Annotated in this window: 14 protein-coding genes and 6 tRNA genes; 12 read left to right on the top strand and 8 right to left on the bottom strand. The window is 74.6% G+C overall.

All coding sequences use genetic code 11. The features are described from left to right. Nucleotides 1-140 precede the first annotated feature (140 nt). The 4 genes from cbiE to OG599_RS05170 all read left to right on the top strand — a co-directional run bounded on the left by cbiE (nucleotide 141) and on the right by OG599_RS05170 (nucleotide 7,671). On the top strand, nucleotides 141-1,397 hold the full coding sequence (gene cbiE, locus OG599_RS05185) for a precorrin-6y C5,15-methyltransferase (decarboxylating) subunit CbiE (RefSeq protein ID WP_327174750.1): 1,257 nt from the start codon (nucleotides 141-143) through the stop codon (nucleotides 1,395-1,397). A gap of 334 nt (nucleotides 1,398-1,731) precedes the next feature. Then, nucleotides 1,732-5,133 carry a nicotinate-nucleotide--dimethylbenzimidazole phosphoribosyltransferase gene (gene cobT / locus OG599_RS05180; protein ID WP_327174749.1) on the top strand — a complete coding sequence of 1,134 codons (3,402 nt, stop codon included), beginning with the start codon at nucleotides 1,732-1,734 and terminating at the stop codon, nucleotides 5,131-5,133. A 279-nt stretch (nucleotides 5,134-5,412) separates the two neighbouring features. Further along, nucleotides 5,413-6,660, top strand: a complete 1,248-nt coding sequence (gene cobA / locus OG599_RS05175; protein ID WP_327174748.1) for a uroporphyrinogen-III C-methyltransferase — start codon at nucleotides 5,413-5,415, stop codon at nucleotides 6,658-6,660. Nucleotides 6,661-6,858: 198 nt separating this feature from the next. Beyond that, nucleotides 6,859-7,671 (top strand): TrmH family RNA methyltransferase, encoded by an 813-nt coding sequence (locus OG599_RS05170; RefSeq protein WP_327174747.1) that lies wholly within the window; start codon nucleotides 6,859-6,861, stop codon nucleotides 7,669-7,671. Between the two features lie 65 nt (nucleotides 7,672-7,736). Here OG599_RS05170 and OG599_RS05165 read toward each other — a convergent pair whose 3' ends face one another. Continuing rightward, on the bottom strand, nucleotides 7,737-9,146 hold the full coding sequence (locus OG599_RS05165; protein WP_327174746.1) for a serine/threonine-protein kinase: 1,410 nt from the start codon (nucleotides 9,144-9,146) through the stop codon (nucleotides 7,737-7,739). A 571-nt stretch (nucleotides 9,147-9,717) separates the two neighbouring features. Here OG599_RS05165 and OG599_RS05160 point away from each other — a divergent pair. The 3 genes from OG599_RS05160 (at nucleotide 9,718) to OG599_RS05150 (ending at nucleotide 11,426) form a co-directional block, all read left to right on the top strand. After that, on the top strand, nucleotides 9,718-9,924 hold the full coding sequence (locus OG599_RS05160) for a hypothetical protein (RefSeq protein ID WP_327174745.1): 207 nt from the start codon (nucleotides 9,718-9,720) through the stop codon (nucleotides 9,922-9,924). Nucleotides 9,925-10,112: 188 nt separating this feature from the next. After that, nucleotides 10,113-11,075: a phosphotransferase enzyme family protein gene (locus OG599_RS05155; protein WP_327174744.1), complete on the top strand. Its 963-nt coding sequence runs from the start codon at nucleotides 10,113-10,115 to the stop codon at nucleotides 11,073-11,075. 66 nt (nucleotides 11,076-11,141) lie between these two features. Further along, nucleotides 11,142-11,426, top strand: a complete 285-nt coding sequence (locus tag OG599_RS05150) for a TFIIB-type zinc ribbon-containing protein (RefSeq protein ID WP_327174743.1) — start codon at nucleotides 11,142-11,144, stop codon at nucleotides 11,424-11,426. Between the two features lie 128 nt (nucleotides 11,427-11,554). Here OG599_RS05150 and OG599_RS05145 read toward each other — a convergent pair. The 6 genes from OG599_RS05145 to OG599_RS05120 form a co-directional block, all read right to left on the bottom strand. Beyond that, nucleotides 11,555-11,629 (bottom strand) — tRNA-Val (locus tag OG599_RS05145). 23 nt (nucleotides 11,630-11,652) lie between these two features. Next, nucleotides 11,653-11,724 (bottom strand) — tRNA-Val (locus OG599_RS05140). Between the two features lie 22 nt (nucleotides 11,725-11,746). Next, nucleotides 11,747-11,818, bottom strand: a tRNA-Val gene (locus OG599_RS05135). Nucleotides 11,819-11,839: 21 nt separating this feature from the next. Continuing rightward, nucleotides 11,840-11,911 (bottom strand) — tRNA-Val (locus OG599_RS05130). A gap of 1 nt (nucleotide 11,912) precedes the next feature. Continuing rightward, a tRNA-Cys gene (locus tag OG599_RS05125) sits at nucleotides 11,913-11,986 on the bottom strand. A 38-nt stretch (nucleotides 11,987-12,024) separates the two neighbouring features. Then, nucleotides 12,025-12,097 (bottom strand) — tRNA-Gly (locus tag OG599_RS05120). Nucleotides 12,098-12,261: 164 nt separating this feature from the next. Here OG599_RS05120 and OG599_RS05115 point away from each other — a divergent pair. Then, nucleotides 12,262-13,284 (top strand): chorismate-binding protein, encoded by a 1,023-nt coding sequence (locus OG599_RS05115; RefSeq protein ID WP_327179926.1) that lies wholly within the window; start codon nucleotides 12,262-12,264, stop codon nucleotides 13,282-13,284. Between the two features lie 76 nt (nucleotides 13,285-13,360). Beyond that, the gene (locus tag OG599_RS05110; RefSeq protein WP_327174742.1) at nucleotides 13,361-14,203 is read left to right on the top strand and encodes a GNAT family N-acetyltransferase; all 843 of its coding nucleotides are present in this window, start codon (nucleotides 13,361-13,363) and stop codon (nucleotides 14,201-14,203) included. 56 nt (nucleotides 14,204-14,259) lie between these two features. Here OG599_RS05110 and OG599_RS05105 read toward each other — a convergent pair whose 3' ends face one another. Next, entirely contained in the window at nucleotides 14,260-14,772 is a 513-nt protein-coding gene (locus OG599_RS05105; RefSeq protein WP_327174741.1) for a DsbA family protein, read from the bottom strand. A 220-nt stretch (nucleotides 14,773-14,992) separates the two neighbouring features. Between OG599_RS05105 and OG599_RS05100 the strand changes: the two genes are divergently transcribed. The 3 genes from OG599_RS05100 to OG599_RS05090 all read left to right on the top strand — a co-directional run bounded on the left by OG599_RS05100 (nucleotide 14,993) and on the right by OG599_RS05090 (nucleotide 17,018). Then, nucleotides 14,993-15,457: a hypothetical protein gene (locus OG599_RS05100; RefSeq protein ID WP_327174740.1), complete on the top strand. Its 465-nt coding sequence runs from the start codon at nucleotides 14,993-14,995 to the stop codon at nucleotides 15,455-15,457. A gap of 227 nt (nucleotides 15,458-15,684) precedes the next feature. Further along, nucleotides 15,685-16,704, top strand: a complete 1,020-nt coding sequence (locus tag OG599_RS05095) for a LacI family DNA-binding transcriptional regulator (protein WP_327174739.1) — start codon at nucleotides 15,685-15,687, stop codon at nucleotides 16,702-16,704. A gap of 158 nt (nucleotides 16,705-16,862) precedes the next feature. Next, entirely contained in the window at nucleotides 16,863-17,018 is a 156-nt protein-coding gene (locus tag OG599_RS05090; protein WP_327174738.1) for a hypothetical protein, read from the top strand. Nucleotides 17,019-17,079: the final 61 nt, after the last annotated feature.

The raw sequence follows: 17,079 nt of genomic DNA, 5'->3' as shown, positions 1-17,079 counted from the left end.
CGGGGCAGCCGGCCGCGTCCCCTCCGGACCGGCCCTCCGGAGCGACCCGATAACCTCTACCCGGACCACCACGCGGGCACGGCCCCACCGGCGGACGCACCCCCTCACGCACCCCCCACAGCTCCAGGAGACGGACGACGATGGCCGACCGCGTCACGGTGATCGGCTGGGACGGCTCACCGCTGACCAGAGCGGCCACGGCAGCGCTCTCCGCCGCCACACTCGTCGCCGGCGCCGCGCACCACCTCGCGCTCGCCGAAGTCCCCCGCGACGCCGAACGCATCCGCCTCGGCAGCGTGGACCTGGCCGCCCGGCGCATCGCCGGACACCGGGGGAGCGCCGTCGTCCTCGCCGACGGAGACCCCGGCTTCTTCGGTGTCGTGCGCACCCTGCGCGCACCCGAACACGGCCTGGAGGTCGAGGTCGTGCCCGCGGTCTCCTCCGTCGCCACCGCCTTCGCCCGCGCCGGGATGCCCTGGGACGACGCCCAGGTCGTCGTCGCCCACCCGAGGACCCTGCGACGGGCCGTCAACGTCTGCCGGGCCCACCACAAGGTCGCCGTCCTCACCTCGCCCGGCGCCGGCCCCGCCGAACTGGCCCTGCTGCTCGACGGCATCCACCGCACCTTCGTGATCTGCGAGGAACTCGGCACCACCCGCGAGCGCGTCACCGTCCTCACCTCCGACAAGGCCGCCGACCACGCCTGGCGCGACCCCAACGTCGTCATCGTCGTCGGCTCGGGCCCCACCACCGCGTCCGCCGGCTGGATCGGCGGCCGGGACCCCGCCCGCCCCGACGGTGTACGCGGCTGGGCCCTGCCCGAGCACGCCTACCGCCGGACCGGCCACGGCCCCGCCGGAGACGACCGGGCGCGTACGGCGGAGAGCACCGAGGGCGAGTCCGCCGGGATGCGCGCCGCCCAACTGGCCCGGCTCGGCCCGCGCACCGGCGACCTGGTCTGGGACATCGGCTCGGGCACCGGCGCGCTCGCCGTCGAAGCGGCCCGCTTCGGCGCGGCCGTCATCGCCGTCGACCGCGACCCCGCCGCCTGCGCCCGTGCGACGGCCGCCGCCCGCTCCTTCGGCGTGGCCGTCCAGGTCGTCCAGGGCCTCGCCCCGCACGTGCTCGAACGGCTTCCCGAACCCGATGTCGTACGCATCGGGGGCGGCGGCGTCCCCGTGGCCCTCGCCGTCGCCGACCGGCGCCCGGAGCGGATCGTCACCCACGCCTCCACCCGCGACCAGGCGGAGGCCCTCGTCACCGCGCTCTCGGGCAGCGGCTACACGGTGGAGTGCGCGCTCCTCCAGTCCGTGGACCTGGACACCTCGGCCTGGCGGGAACGCGAACGGTCCGTCGCGTTCCTGCTCTGCGCGGTGCGTTCGGACCTTGCCCCGTGACCAGGTCGCTACAGCGCGGAAGGTAGGCTGGCCGATTGTTGTACCGAACCCGGTCGTTCGTCGCTTCGTGCGTCAATGTCCGGAAAAGGGAGATGTTTTGTTTCTCCCTGTGGTACGGCACGACCGGGCACGCGCGAAGTGGCGCAGTCCACAGCGAACCGCGGCGCAACGACCTGTCGCTGCGGCGAACGGCCGCGAGAATATGTAGAGGTCTGCGGGCGTTTCGTGCCGCGCGGCGAGCCCGCTCGTTCTTGTTGACGAGCACCGGCCTGCCGTGACGCGGGCGTCCCGGGAGATGGGCCGAAGGAGCACTGACGATGGGCGAGGGGTACGCATGACTGACACCGGCCAGGTCCCGGGCGAGGGACAGCCGGAGAACGCAGGCATGGTGGAGCAGCCGGGCGTCCTCGCCCCGGATGCCTACACCTACCTCGACCCCTCCGAGCAGGCACCCGACGAAGAAGAGATGCTGCTGATGCCCGCCGCCCAGGGCGGCGGGTGGGGCGACCCGCAGATCGTCCCGCCGCCCGCCGCGGACGCCTACCAGCAGTTCCCCGCGCAGAGCGCCTACCCGGCCCAGGAGCCGCCGTCGCAGGGTCCCGCGAGCCACGACTCCGGGGCCTTCGACCTCGGCGGCGTACGCATCCCGGCCCCGACGCCCGCCCCCGCGCACACGTCGGCCGCCACCCCGTCCCGGCGCCCGCTGCACCGCGGGCCCTCGGTCGACGGCCCGTCCTACGGCGGGCAGAGCGGCCTCGTGCGCTCGCTGGCCGACCGGGGCCCGGCCGGGTCCCCGCAGCCCCAGGCACCGGTCCGTACCGCGGCTCCGGCTCCCGTCGCGCCCGACTACCAGGCGCCCGCCGGGTCGCCCGTGCCCGCCGAGGCGCCCGCACACACCGAGTTCCCCGTGCCCGCCGAGGCACCCGTACACACCGAGGCCTTCGCCGCTCAGGAGCCCGTGCTCCCCGGCCCGCAGCTGGGCGAGATCCCGCTCCAGGGCGCCGCCCCGTGGGGCGCCCCCGAGACGGTGGCCGCCGCCGAGGAGCAGCCCGCCGCGGCCGTGACCCCGGCCGACGAGCCCGCGCCTGCCGAGACAGCGCCCGTCGAGGCCGTGCCGGTCGAGGCCGTGATCACCGAGGCCGCGACGGCCGAGCCCGCGCCCGTGGACGCCGCCCCGGCGGAGTACGTACCGGCCGAGGCGCTCCAGCAGCCCGCACCGGAATACGTGCCCGCGCCCGAGGCGGCGCCGGGCTTCGAGCCGGTCGCCGCCGCCCAGGACCACGCGCCGGAGCACGCCCCCGCCGAAGCGCCGGCCGGGTTCGCGGCGGAAGACCCGGCAGAAACGGTCGTCCCCGAGGCGGCCGCCGAGCCCGCCGCCCACGCACCGGTCTTCGTGCCGGAGGCCGCATCGGAGGCGTACGTCCCCGAGGCGGATGCCGCTCCCGCCGCCGAGTTCACCGGCGCCCAGCTCCCCGAGCAGGTCCGGGCCCCCGTGGAGGTCCCCGCCCCCGTGGCGCAGGCCCCGGCGGAGGACCCGGTCGCCGAGCCGATCACCGCCGAGCCCTCGGCCGCCGGAATCCTCGTGACCGAGGAACCGGCCGCCGGGATGCCGGCCGAAGAGGCGGCCGCCGAAGCGCCCGCCGCCGAACCGGCCCCGCTCGCCGAGCCCGTCGCCCTCGACGCCGCCCCGGCCGCGTTGCCGGAGGCCGGCACGGGAGCCGGCAACGCCCCCGAGTTCGCCGTGCCGCAGGCCGCCGGAGCGCCCTGGGCCGTCGAGCCCCCCGCCGCCGGACAGGGCGCCGGGCCGCAGTACACGGAACCGGAACACCAGAGCGTGCGACAGGAACAGCCCCACCCCGCCGAGGCCCCGGTCTTCGAGGCTCCGGTCTTCGAGGCCGTCGCGGCCGAACCGCTCGGCTCCGCCGCCCCCGCCGAGGCCGTCGCGGCACAGCCCGCCGCCGAGGAGCCGGAGGCCGAGTACGCCGCCCCCGAGGAGCCGGCGACCGACCCGGCCCCCGGCTACGACGAGGCGGAGCGCGAGGCCGTACTGCGCGTCATGCGCGAACGCCGCGACATCCGCAACGGCTTCCGCAGCGACCCGATCCCGCACGAGGTGCTGCTCCGCGTGCTGGAGGCCGCGCACACCGCGCCCAGCGTCGGCCACTCGCAGCCCTGGGACTTCGTCGTCATCCGCTCCGCGGAGACCCGGCGTTCCATGCACGAGCTCGCCCAGCGGCAGCGCGACGCCTACGCCAAGTCGCTCCCCAAGGGCCGCGCGAAGCAGTTCCGGGAGATGAAGATCGAGGCCATCCTCGACACCCCCGTGAACATCGTCGTCACCGCCGACCCCACCCGCGGCGGACGGCACACCCTCGGCCGCCACACCCAGCCGCAGATGGCGCCCTACTCCTCCGCGCTCGCCGTGGAGAACCTGTGGCTCGCCGCCCGCGCCGAGGGCCTCGGCGTCGGCTGGGTCAGCTTCTTCGACGAGCGCGAGATGGTGCGCGCCCTCGGCCTGCCCGAGCACCTCGAAGTCGTCGCCTACCTCTGCGTCGGGTACGTCGACGAGTTCCCCGAGGAGCCCGAGCTGATGCAGGCGGGCTGGTCCAAGCGCCGCCCGCTGTCCTGGGTGGTCCACGAGGAGACGTACGGCCGCCGGGCGCTGCCCGGCGAGGAGCCGCACGACCTGCTCCAGGAGACCATCGCCAACATCCGCCCGCTGGACGCCAAGGCGCTCGGCGAGGCGTGGGAACGCCAGAAGCGGATGACCACGCCCGCCGGGGCGCTCGGCATGCTGGAGATCATCTCCGCACAGCTCGCCGGACTCTCCCGGACGTGCCCGCCGCCGATCCCGGAGCCCGCGGCCGTCGCGATCTTCGCCGGCGACCACGGCGTGCACGCCCAGGGCGTGACCTCCTGGCCCCAGGAGGTCACCGGCCAGATGGTGGCCAACTTCCTGGCCGGCGGAGCCGTCTGCAACGCCTTCGCGAGTCAGGTCGGCGCCGAGGTCTGCGTCGTGGACGTCGGAGTCGCCACCGAACTCCCCGCCACCCCGGGCCTGTTGCCCCGTAAGGTGCGGCCCGGCACGGCGGACTTCACCACCGGCCCCGCGATGAGCCGCGAGGACGTCCTCGCGGCGATCGAGGTCGGCATCGAGACCGCCCGCGACCTCGTCGCCGCAGGCAACAAGGGCCTCCTCATCGGCGAGATGGGCATCGCCAACACCACGGCGTCGGCCGCCCTCATCTGCGTCTACACCGGCGCCGACCCCTCCGAGGTCACCGGCCGGGGCACCGGCATCAACGACGAGATGCACGCCCGCAAGGTCGACGTGGTGCGCCGCGCCCTGGAACTCCACCAGCCCGACCCGTCCGACCCGATCGGCGTGCTCGCGGCCGTCGGCGGACTGGAGCACGCGGCCATGGCCGGTTACCTCCTGGGCGGCGCCTCGCTGCGCACCCCGGTGATCCTGGACGGGGTGAGCGCCGGTGCCGCGGCCCTGGTCGCCCGCGCCATCGCCCCCGAGGCGCTGGCCGCCTGCATCGCGGGCCACCGCAGCGCCGAGCCCGGCCACGTCGCGGCGCTCAACAAGCTGGGCCTGCGCCCGCTGATCGACCTCGACCTCCGCCTCGGCGAGGGCACGGGCGCCCTGCTCGCGCTCCCGATCGTGCAGAGCGCCGCGCGCGCCATGCACGAGGTGGCGACGTTCGACTCGGCGGGCGTCACGGAGAAGTAGTCCCGAGGCCGTCCCCGGCCGGGCCGCCCCCGCGCCCGCCCGGAGACGGCCCCGTGCTTCCCCGGGCCTTCCGGGGCCCTGCCCTCCGGCGACCCCACCCCGTATGGTGGTCCCCGCCCCACCCTGCTGAACCCGCACGTCACAGCCGCTCCAAAGCCGCAGCGGCAGCCCCGTCCGCAGCCGCCGCGTCCCGTACGCCGGACCGGACTCGACCGGACTCCCCGTGCGACGCCCCGCCGCGCCGCACGCACCGTTCCCTGCCGAGGAGCCAGTACCGCCATGGCCGAGCACGTCGATCACCCCGCGTACCCCGTCGGACTGCGCCTGCACGGGCGCCGCGTCGTCGTCGTCGGCGGCGGCCAGGTCGCGCAGCGCCGCCTCCCCGCGCTCATCGCGGCCGGGGCCGACATCACCCTCGTCTCGCCGTCCGCCACCCCGTCCGTCGAGGCGATGGCCGACGCCGGCGAGATCCGCTGGGAACGCCGCCGGTACGCGGACGGCGACCTCGCCGACACCTGGTACGCGCTCGTCGCGAGCAGCGACCCCGCGGCCAACGCCGCCGCATCCGCGGAAGCCGAGCGCACCCGCACCTGGTGCGTCCGCAGCGACGACGCCGAGGCGGCCACCGCCTGGACCCCCGCCACCGGCCGCAGCGAGAACGTCACGGTCGCCGTGCTCACCACCACATCCAAGGGCCGCGACCCCCGCCACTCCGCCGCCGTGCGCGACGCCATCGTCGAGGGACTCCGCGACGGCACCCTCGCCGCCGCGCACCACCGCACCCGCGCCCCCGGCGTCTGGCTCGTCGGCGGCGGACCCGGCGACCCCGACCTGATCACCGTGCGGGGCCGCCGCCTGCTCGCCGAGGCCGACGTGGTCATCGCCGACCGGCTGGGCCCCCGCGACCTCCTCGACGAACTGCCCCCGCACGTCGAGGTCATCGACGCCGCGAAGATCCCTTACGGCCGCTTCATGGCCCAGGAGGCGATCAACCGGGCGCTCATAGACCACGCGAAGGCGGGCAAGGCCGTCGTCCGGCTCAAGGGCGGCGACCCGTTCGTCTTCGGCCGCGGCATGGAGGAGGCCCAGGCGCTCGCCGCCGAGGGCATCCCCTGCACCGTCGTCCCCGGCATCTCCAGCTCCATCTCCGTGCCCGGCGCCGCCGGAATCCCCGTCACCCACCGGGGCGTCGCCCACGAGTTCACCGTCGTCAGCGGGCACGTCGCCCCCGAGGACCCCCGCTCGCTCGTCGACTGGGAGGCCCTCGCCCGCCTCCGCGGCACCCTCGTCCTCCTCATGGCCGTCGACAAGATCGGCGCCATCGCGAAGGCCCTGATCGCCCACGGCAAGGACCCCGCGACGCCGGTCGCCCTCGTCCAGGAGGGCACCACCGCCGCGCAGCGGCGCGTCGACGCGACCCTCGCCACCGTCGGCGAGCGGGCCGCGGCCGAGGACGTACGCCCGCCCGCCGTCATCGTCATCGGCGAGGTCGTCGCCGTCGGCCCCGACGCCCCGGGCCGTGTCTGACCCTTCCCGTCGGGCGCGCGGCCAGCTTCGGTCCACCGCCCCCACCGCGTAAGACCGGCGGCCCAGGCCGTGTCGTGAAAGTCCCGCCTGTCGGGATCGCATGCACCGGACGCCGCCCGACCCGCCCTTCGGGCGGACGACGCTACTTTCACAACACGACCTGGCCGTCACCCCCACCCCGGACAAGGCAGCACTCCTGTGGCAGAGATCATCACCGTCGAGGACCCCGACGACCCGCGCCTGCACGACTACACGGGCCTCACCGACGTCGAACTGCGCCGCAGGCGCGAACCCGAGGAGGGCCTCTTCATCGCCGAGGGCGAGAAGGTGATCCGCCGCGCCGGGCAGGCCGGGTACGCGATGCGCTCCATGCTGCTCACGCCCAAGTGGACCGAGGTGATGCGCGACGTCATCGAGGCGGCCGAGTCCCCGGTGTACGTGGTCACTCCCGAGCTCGCCGAGCAGGTCACCGGCTACCACGTGCACCGCGGCGCGCTCGCCTCCATGCGGCGCGAACCACTGCCCGACGCGGCCGGGCTGCTGGCCGGTGCCCGCAGGGTCGCCGTCTTCGAGGACATCGTCGACCACGCCAACATCGGCGCCGCCTTCCGCAACGCGGCGGCGCTCGGCGTCGACACCGTGCTGCTCACCCCGCGCTGCGCCGACCCCTTCTACCGGCGGGCGGTGAAGGTCTCCATGGGCGGCGTCTTCCAGGTGCCGTGGACCCGGCTGGAATCCTGGCCCGCGGACGTCGGGGTACTGCACTCCGCCGGCTTCACGGTCGCCGCACTCTGCCTCAGCGAACGGGCCATCACCCTCGACGAGCTCGCCGCGCGGAAGGACGAGCGGCTCGCCCTCGTCTTCGGTACGGAAGGGGCGGGCCTCACCCCGAAGACCCTCGCCGCCGTCGACGACCACGTCCGCATCCCGATGGACGCCGGAGTCGACTCGCTCAACGTGGCCGCCGCCTCCGCCGTCGCGTTCTACGCCACCCGCCCGCGCCCGGCCTGATCCCGCGCGCCCGGCCTGCCCTCGCCCGGGCTGCCTTTTGCCCGGAACGGTCCCGGGGCGACGGGTCAGGAGGCGAGGCCGCCCGGCGGCGTCACGGACCGGTCGCCCGGCTGTCCGTCCGACGGGGAGTGCGCGCCGGGCTGCCGCGCGGGCGAACCGCCGAGCCCGCGCGCCGGTCCCTGGCAGCCCTGCGCGGCCGCGATACCGAGCGCCACCAGCAGCGTCACCACCACGAAGACGAAGAGGCGCTGCCGCAGCAACCGGGGGTTCGCCGGACGCCGCCCGGTCCCGGTCGGCCTCGCCCCGGGACGGGTGCCCGGCCTGCCGTTCGTACCGTTGGTCGGGCTCGGCCTGCGGCCCGGCTGGACCGCACCGCGCGCCGGCCGGGGCCGGGCGCCGGCCGGCCGGGACGCCCCCGAACCGGGCCGCGAGGCGGACACCGACGCCGAGGACGTCGAGCCGGACGCCCCCGGCGAACCGGACGGGCCGGACGCGGAGGACGGCGAGGGACGGCGGACCTGCGGCGAACGGCCCGTGGACGGGCCCTCGTGCCTGCGCGTCTGCTGCTCGGTGTACGGGCCGTCGAGCCGGCCGGTGGGCCGGTCGGCCTCGTGCGCGGAACGCTGGACGGGCGGACGGCTCTCGTGCAGCCCCTGCGCCTCGCGCGCCGCGATCTCCTTGAGCCGCATCGACAGCTGCAGGGTGCTCGGCCGCTCCTCCGGGTCCTTCGCCAGACAGGCCCGCACCAGCGGAGCGAGCGCGTCGTGCACCTCGGCCAGGTGCGGCTCCTCGTGCACCACCCGGTACAGCATCACCTCGGAACTGCCGTGCCCGAAGGGGGAGTCCGCCGTCGCCGCGTACGCGAGGGTGGCGCCCAGCGAGAAGACGTCCGTCGCGGGCGTCACCGCCGCGCCGCGCACCTGCTCCGGCGCGAGGAACCCGGGCGACCCGACCGCCGTACCGACATGGGTGAGCGTGCTCGCCCCGGTCGCCCACGCGATGCCGAAGTCGATGATCCGGGGACCCTTGGGGGAGAGGAGGATGTTCGACGGCTTGAGGTCCCGGTGCACCACCCCGGCCTCGTGGACCGCGACCAGTCCCTCGGAGAGCGCGGCCCCGATCGAGGCGACCTCCGAGGCGGAGAGCGGACCCTCCTCGGCGACCTTGTCGTGCAGCGAGGGGCCGGGCACGTACTGCGTGGCGAACCACGGCCGTTCGGCGTCCAGGTCGGCGGCCACGAGCCGGGCGGTGCAGCCGCCCCGGATGCGCCGCGCGGCGGACACCTCGCGCGCGAACCGGGACCGGAACTCCTGATCCTCCGCCAGGTCGGGGCGGATCACCTTCAGGGCGACCCGCTGCCCCCGCCGGTCCGAACCCAGATAGACGACACCCATCCCGCCGGCCCCGAGCCGCCGGTGCAGCCGGAACGAGCCGACGAGACGCGGGTCCTCGCGCCGGAGCCGCATCATCGCCATCGTCTGCCCATCCCCGCTGCCTGGTCCGCCTGACGAGGCACAGCTTACGTACCCGGCGCCCAGCGCGCTCAGAGGCCGCGCCTTCCCCCGGGATTCGATTGTCCGTACCGAACCGGACGTGTGAAGCATGGTCAGCAGTACGCCGATCCGGGCGATTCCGTATCCCTCCGGGCCCAAAGGGGCATCCCCGCAGGGGGATTGGCGCACCGCCGCCGGGCAGCGGCCGGACGGGAGCCTCCCGCGGGTCCGCCCGGCCCGTTGCTTCGGCAGGCCCCGGCGCGCCTCTCCCACGCCGGGGGACCTGCCTCCCCACCGGACCGGGCGTGAGTCATGTCACCCGTTCCGCCGCTTTCCCGGACGTATCCCACCGGCACCCCGTAGCCCGGCTCCACTCGGTCTCCACCCAGGGGAGTACTCCGGCTACCCACAGCTCATCCTCCCGTAGGCCGGCCGATCGGTACGCGGGCATGACGCCCGCCCCGCACCGTCTCCCTAGGCTGGGAACGAACGGGGGCGGAACCCTCCCGGCCGGGACCGGCCGCCGACGTTCGCACCGGTCAGGAGAGGAACCATGTCGGACACGGCCGCGCGGACCACGCTCCGCGCGCAGCGACGCAAGGCGTACGAAGCGTTCGGCGGCCGTCCGTCCGGCACCCGCCACCCCCTGGTGGCGGCGGCCATGGTCCTTCCCCTGGCGGCACTGCTGGTGGTCGTCTTCGGCGGCTGGGAATCAGTGGTCACACAGGCGTCGTCCGTGGGCGTGATGATGGGGCGCTGAACGGCGCCCCCGGGCCCGGAAGAGCGGTCCGGACCCGGGACATCCGGCCAACAGCCCCGTGGGGACGGGGGTACGGCGGACGACAGCGTTTGTCCGGCCGGCTGGGGAGCCGGCCGGACATCGCGCTTTCCGGGACCCGCCACCCCCGTAACCTGGGGCTTTGCCACGACTCTCCCCGGGGGGACCCCTTGAGCAGCGCCGAGGTCGTCACCACCCTGGGCGGCCTGGCCCACGCCGCCGCCCACCCGGCCGCCGACGGCGGTTGCGGCTGCCCGCCGCCCCGGGTGCTCGCCGACCGCCCGGACGGCACGGTCGTCCGCAGCGGCGCAGCGGTCGCGAAGGCCCACGCCCCCGGCACCGGCGGCCCGGAGTTCGCCGCCCGCCTCGCCCTCGCCGCCGCCCCCGCGCTCGCCGGGATCCTGCTGCCGCCCGTACCCGTATCGCATCCGCTTCCGCGCGCGGACGGACGCCCCGTCACTCTCTGGCCGTACGGAGAGCCCGTCGACCCCGCCGACCCCGAGGCCGCCCCCTGGGAGGAAGCGGCCGTCCTCCTCGCCCGCCTCCACCGCACCGCGCCCCCGGTGGCGCTGCCGCCGATGCGCGGACCCGCCAAGGCGGGCCTCGCCGTTGCCCGGATGCGGGCGGCGCACCCCGTCGGTCCCGGTCGCGCCGAGGTCCTCGCCGCCTGGGCGACGCTGCCCGGGTGGGCCCGTGACGAGGCGCCGGCTCCGCCCGGCCGCGCGGGATTCCTCTGCCACGGCGACCTCCACTTGGGCCAGCTCGTCCGCCACCCGGTCCCGCACGGCCCCTGGCTGCTGATCGACATCGACGACACCGGCACGGGCGACCCCGCCTGGGACCTCGCCCGGCCCGCCGCCTGGTACGCCGCCGGGCTGCTGCCCGACACCGTCTGGCGGCGGTTCCTGGACGCCTACCGCGCGGCGGGCGGCCCGGCCGTCCCGGCCACCGGCGACCCCTGGCCCGAACTCGACGTCCCCGCCCGGGCCCTCACCGCGCAGACCGCCGCCCTGGCCCTCGCCAAAGCGGCGGAGGAGGGCCGGGAACTCGACGAGGTCGAACGGCTGATGACCGACGCGTGCGCCCGTATCGCCTCGCTCCCGCCCGAGTTGGCACCACCGCGCTCGTCGTAGGGTGAACCGACCGCCATCGGGCAGGAATTCCGGTGGCGGACCACCGAACGGCGAGGAGCCGAGCCGATGATGCAGTGTCCGAAGTGCCACGCGCAGATGCACACGTACAACCGCAATGGTGTCCAGATCGAGCAGTGCAGCGGCTGCCGGGGGATATTCCTGGACTTCGGCGAGCTGGAGGCCCTGACGCGGCTGGAGTCGCAGTGGACGCAGCAGGCGCCGCCCGCGCCGCCGGCCCCGCAGGCGTACCCGGCCGCCGGCCCCGCGTGGGGCGCCCCGCAGCACGGCGGCGGCCACTACGACCACCACCACCGCCAGAAGAGCTTCGGCCGGATGCTCTTCTCCTCCTGAGCCGGCGCCGCCGCCCGCCGGTCACGGCCGGGCGGCGCTCCCGGATCCCCCGATCTCCCCGAGCGTTCCAGGGCACGGACCCCGGGCACGGCGAAAGCCCCGGTCGTCTGGACGACCGGGGCTTTCCGTGGTGCGCGATACTGGGATTGAACCAGTGACCTCTTCCGTGTCAGGGAAGCGCTCTCCCGCTGAGCTAATCGCGCAGGGTCAACCTGCGTGTACTGCGTGCGCGATACTGGGATTGAACCAGTGACCTCTTCCGTGTCAGGGAAGCGCTCTCCCGCTGAGCTAATCGCGCGGGGCGAACTACGTGTACTGCGTGCGCGATACTGGGATTGAACCAGTGACCTCTTCCGTGTCAGGGAAGCGCTCTCCCGCTGAGCTAATCGCGCGGGAAGATCCTTGCGGATGAGTGGACGATACTGGGATTGAACCAGTGACCTCTTCCGTGTCAGGGAAGCGCTCTCCCGCTGAGCTAATCGTCCTTGGAGGTGGAGACGGGATTTGAACCCGTGTAGACGGCTTTGCAGGCCGTTGCCTCGCCTCTCGGCCACTCCACCAGAATCAGGGGGCTCGGGAAGATCCCCCTTGTCCTGCGAGCGGACGACCAGGTTCGAACTGGCGACCTCAACCTTGGCAAGGTTGCGCTCTACCAACTGAGCTACGTCCGCTTGTCTTTCCCGTTCGGCTTGCGCGTCCCGGCGACGTGTTGAACTCTAGCGGATTCCTGGGCCAGCACAAAAACGCGTTTGCGCAGCGTGCTGCGGCCACCTCGCCCCACCCCGGTCCGAGAGCCCCCGGACCTACACTCGACCGCGTGTCCGACATTGCCCCCATGGCCCGCTTCGGCGGCCTCGTCGCCTCCGGTCTGCGGGACGTGACCAGCGATCCCGCCGCTCTCGACTCCGCGGGCTTCTGGGCCGTATCCGCCGACTTCGAGGGGCGTGTCGTGTGCGCGCGCTTCTCCTCCGTACGCAAGGAGCCGGTGCCCGCGCCCGTCCCCGGAGCCTGGCGCGGCCCCGGCCCGGGGGAGTGGACCACCTCGCTGGACCGCGAGGCATACCAGGAGGCCGTACGGCGCGTCCGCGCGCACATCGCGACCGGCGGGGTCTACCAGGCGAACCTCTGCCGGGTGCTCTCCGCGCCGCTGCCCGATCCCGGCCGCGCCGACGTGGACGCGCTGACGGCCCTCCTCGCGCGCGGCAACCCCGCCCCCTACGCGGGCACGCTCCGGCTGCCCGGTCACGGGGTCGAGATCGCGACCGCCTCTCCCGAACTGTTCCTGTCCCGCGACGGCCGTACCGTCGAGTCCGGTCCGATCAAGGGGACCGGGCGCACCGAGGCGGATCTGCTGGAGAAGGACCACGCCGAGAACGTGATGATCGTCGATCTGGTCCGCAACGACCTGGGGCGTGTCTGCGCCACCGGCACCGTGACCGTCCCCGACCTCTGCGTGGTGGAGAAGCACCCCGGGCTCGTCCACCTCGTCTCCACCGTGCGCGGAGAGCTCGGGGAAGGCGCGGGCTGGCCGGAACTGTTCGGCGCCGCCTTCCCGCCCGGTTCGGTGAGCGGGGCCCCCAAGTCCAGCGCGCTGCGGATCATCGAGGAACTGGAGACCGCGCCGCGCGGCCCCTACTGCGGCGCGGTCGGCTGGGTCGACGCCGACCGGTCGGCCGCGGAGCTCGCGGTCGGCATACGCACCTTCTGGATCGATCGCACCGGGCCCGTGCCGCTCCTGCGCTTCGGCACCGGGGCGGGCATCACCTGGGGCTCCGACCCCGCGCGTGAGTGGGACGAGACCGAGCTGAAGGCGTCCCGGCTGCTGGCCGTGGCGTCCGGAGCCGGGTTCGTCCTCTGAGGCCCGCCGCCACAGGGCGCTACCGCTTCCGTGTACGGGGGTGACCCGGAGGCCCCGGGCCGGTAGAACAAGTGCGGTGACCACGACCCTGCGGCCGACCGGGCCGACCCAGCAGAGCGCCGACGGCGCGCGGACCCGTAGGTACGACGTGTGCGACAACGGGCGCCCCGTCGGTACCGTCACCCTCTCCACCGACCCGTCCTTCGGTCCGTCCGCCGGGGTGCTCGACGGTCTCCGCATCGAGGAGCACCGCCGCCGGCGGGGGCGGGCGATCATCGCCTCGCTCGCCGCCGAAGAGGTGCTGCGGGACTGGGGGTGCATGGAGGTGCGTGCCCGGATCCCGGCGGGGAACGAACCGGCGCTGCGGCTCGCCGCCGTGCTCGGCTACGCCGAACGCAGCCGGAACATGGAGCGGCCGACGCCCGCGCACGCCCCCGCGCTGCCGCCCGGCCTCGTGGGGCGGCCGATGGCACCGGAGGAGTTCGCGCCGTGGCTGGCGGGCCTCCACGAGGGGTACGCCCGGCAGTGGGCCGAGCGCGGTGTCCCCGAGGAGCAGGCCCGCCGCAAGTCCGAGTCCGACCACGCCCGGCTCCTCCCGCAGGGCCTGGCCACCCCGGGCGTGTACATCCACGTCCTGGAGCGCGAGGAGGACGGCCGGGCCGTGGGCCACGTCTGGCTCTCCGGAAGCCCCACGGAGACCGGCGCGACGATCGGGTACGTCTTCTACGTCGAGGTCGACCCGGAGTTCCGGGGGCGGGGGTACGGCCGTGCCCTCATGGGGCTCGCCGCCGGCATGGCGCGGAGCGCGGGGTACGACCGGATCGGACTGCACGTCTTCACCTCGAACACACCGGCCCGGCGGCTGTACGAGTCGCTGGGATACGAGCCCACCGCGCACAACCTCGTCAAGGCCCTGTAGCGGCCCCGGGCCCGGCGAAGGCCCCGGGGCCGGTCGGTCAGCCCGGGGCCGGTCGGTCAGCCCTGGGGCGCGAGCAGCCCGTCGATCAGGGACTCGATCCGCTCGCGCAGCCCGTCCTGGCTCTTCCCGCCGTCCAGACGCTCGCCGCCGACGACATAGGTCGGGGTACCGGTCACCCCGATCGCCTTCCCCTCGGCCTGGTCGGCGTCGACGATCAGCATGTGCCGGCCGTCGATCAGGGCCGTGTCGAACTCCTCGACGTCCAGGCCCAGTTCGCCCGCGACCTCCAGGAGCAGCGGCTCGCCCGCGCGGGACAGCTCGGCGGTGCGCCCGAGGACCGCCTCGATGTACGCCCAGTCCTTGCCCTGGACCGCGGCCTCTTCGGCGGCCTGGGCCGCCGCGTACGCGTGCTTGTGCTTCTCCAGCGGGAAGTGCCGCAGCCGGATCTCGATGCGGTCGCCGTACCGGGCGCGCAGGGCGTGCACATCGGTGAGGGCGCGGTGGCAGTCGGGGCATTCGAGCTCGCACCAGAGATCGACGACGGGGCTTGCGGGGGTGGAATCGCTCATGCGGCCAGTCTTTCAGCAGGCACGGCGACCACCCAATCGGCGACGCCCCGCCGCCCGGCCCGCGCCCGACCGGCTCCGACCGGCTCCGACCGGCGTCCGGTCCCCACCGGGGAGGAGCCGGACCCCGAAAAGACCCTGACGCACGGCCGACGGCATGGCCCCGGTCGCCCCGGGCGGTGCACGATGGAAGAGACGCCCGTTCCTGCCGCTGGAGGCTCCGATGATTGCCGAGACCATTTGTTCCGCGGCTTCGGCGGCGGGCCTGGGGATCGCCGCGGTGACGGCGTACCGCAAGAGGTTCCTCACCGCGGCCCGGATCGCCGCGTACGCGCTCGTCCCGATCGGCCTCGTACTGACGGGGGTCGTGGAATGGCTGGCCGGCATCGCGTTCGATCCGAGCGTGTGGATCGGCTTCCTGCTGCTCGGCGTCGCCTGGCTGCTCTTCGTCACCACGCGAGCGGTGGAGCGCCGCCGAGGGCTGACCCGCGAGGAGCGCAAGGCCGCGCGCCGGGGCGCGGACGACGAACGGATCGCACCGGCGGCCTCCGCGCCCTCCCTCCGGCAGGCAGCCACCGGACAGCGCCCCGCCGCCCGCCCCGGCGCGAAGCCGGGCGGCACGGGCAAGGCGGAGCCGGGGGACGACTTCAGCGACATCGAGGCCATCCTGAAGAAGCACGGCCTCTGAGCCGGCGCCCCTCCCGGTGCCGGTCGGGGCACCGGGACCCGGCCGCGCGAGCCCGGCCGCCCCTGAATTGATTCAGAGGGGACTCGGGGGCATCGACCCGTCGCGGATTGAATCAATTCATGCGCCCGGCCGGGTCCCGGACCGGCCGGCGTCCTCCGTACCATGGGCGGATCCGTCGACCGGCACGGCGGCCGAGGGCAGCAGTCGGCATCAGTGGGGCAGGACAAGTGGCGCGTGTGGCAGGGATCAAGGATGTGGCCCGGCGGGCCGGCGTCTCGGTGGGCACGGTCTCCAACGTCATCAACCGGCCCGATGCGGTGCTGCCGGAGACGCGCGCCCGCGTGCTCGCGGCCATCGAAGAGCTGGGCTACGTACGGAGCGAGTCCGCACGCCAGCTCAGGGCCGGCCGCAGTCGCATCATGGCGCTGCTCGTCCTCGACATGGGCAACCCGTTCTTCGTGGACGTGGCCCGGGGCGCCGAGCGTGCCGCGCGGAAGGCCGGCCTGGGGGTCATGGTCTGCAACAGCGACCAGAATCCGGCCGAGGAGGCCGAATATCTCGGTCTCTTCGCCGAGCAGCGGGTCTGCGGGGTGCTGGTCACCCCGGCGGACGCGAGCGGACAGAACCTCGAGTCGTTCGGCCGCCACCGGATTCCGTTCGTCCTGGTCGACAGGGTCGCGTCCGGCCCGGACTCCTGCTCCGTCTCCGTGGACGACGTGCGCGGCGGCGCGCTGGCGGTGGGCCACCTCGTCCAGGCCGGCCACCGGAGCGTCGCCTACGTCAGCGGCCTCGGCGACCTCCACCAGATCAGGGACCGCAGAGTCGGCGCCCTCGCGGCCCTCGCCGAGGCGGGCCTGCCCCCCGAGGCGCTCGTCGAAATCTCCTCCGACCGGCTCGACGTCGCCGCCGGCCGCGACGCCGGGGCCAGGCTGCTCGGTCTCGTCCCCCGTCCCACCGCCGTCTTCTGCGCCAACGACCTGCTCGCCCTCGGCGTCCTGCAGGCGCTCTACGCGGCCGGGGTGCGGGTGCCGCAGGATGTCGCCATCGTCGGCTACGACGACATCGAGTTCGCCGCCGCCGCTGCCGTACCGCTCACCTCCGTCCGGCAGCCCGCCGTCCGGATGGGTCAGCTCGCGGCGGAGTTGCTGCTGGAGGAGGCGGACGACGACTCCGGCACCCACGAGCACCGGGGCGTGCTGCTCCAGCCCGAACTCGTCGTCCGCGCGTCCAGCGCCTCCGCCCGCTGACGGCGGGCAGCGAAGGACGGGGCCGGACCCCGCCCTTCGGACGCCCGGGTGAGGCTCGCACGTCCAAGCGATTTTCACACTCCTTCGAGGTGAACTGCCGGACCCAAAAACGGGGTTGATCTCCGGGGCGGCCCCGCCTGGGTCATGATCGCTACGAAATGTTGGACACATCCCGGGGCGAAGCCCCCGCACAGACCGCCGAAGAGCCCCGTGGCTGCCTCTTCGCTCTCTCCCAGCCCCCGCTGATGATCTTCCTCACCGTGGTCGGCACCCTGCTGCTCATGGCGGCGCTGCATGATCTCTTCCTGCTGTGAACCGGGGGCGACCCGTGAGCCGGGGACGACCCGTGAACCGGGAACGCCCCGCCGGCCGGAG

It is taken from the genome of Streptomyces sp. NBC_01335 (assembly GCF_035953295.1).
Taxonomy (GTDB): Bacteria; Actinomycetota; Actinomycetes; order Streptomycetales; family Streptomycetaceae; genus Streptomyces.
The sequence above is the reverse complement of the archived record's forward strand: the minus strand, read 5'-3'. Positions and strand labels throughout refer to the sequence as shown.